Raw genomic sequence first — 357 nt, forward strand, 5'->3', positions numbered from 1 at the left:
GAAGAATATCCTTATAAGCCCATTCTGACTCATCTTGTAGCTCTTGAACTTTCGCATAGAAACTCCCTGCCTCCTCTTGACTCGCATCGTGGTGGTTCAACAGTTGCTTCATCTTATCCTGTTCTTGCTCTAAGATAGCAGATAGGCGACGACGACGGTCATCCAAGTCCATCAGTCTCTCTTCAAGCCGCCTTTTATGACGATAGTAATCCTCTTCTTTTTCGGTGAGCTCACACTCTTTTTGATGAATAATACTCAACACTTCTTCGAAAGCCCCGTATACCATGTCTTAAATTCTCCTGCTAGTTGATTGTCTAGTGCTAGCTTTTCTTCAATAGCGCTATCAAGCTTTGTCTT

General features: G+C 42.9%; 1 protein-coding gene. It reads right to left on the reverse strand.

The window, feature by feature from the left end:
* The coding region (locus E4T82_RS12385; protein ID WP_135183009.1) for a hypothetical protein at nucleotides 1–286 on the reverse strand (286 nt) is incomplete at its 3' end.
* Between the last annotated feature and the right edge of the window lie 71 nt (nucleotides 287–357).

The sequence above is a fragment of the Streptococcus cuniculi genome, assembly GCF_004570575.1.
GTDB lineage: Bacteria > Bacillota > Bacilli > Lactobacillales > Streptococcaceae > Streptococcus > Streptococcus cuniculi_A.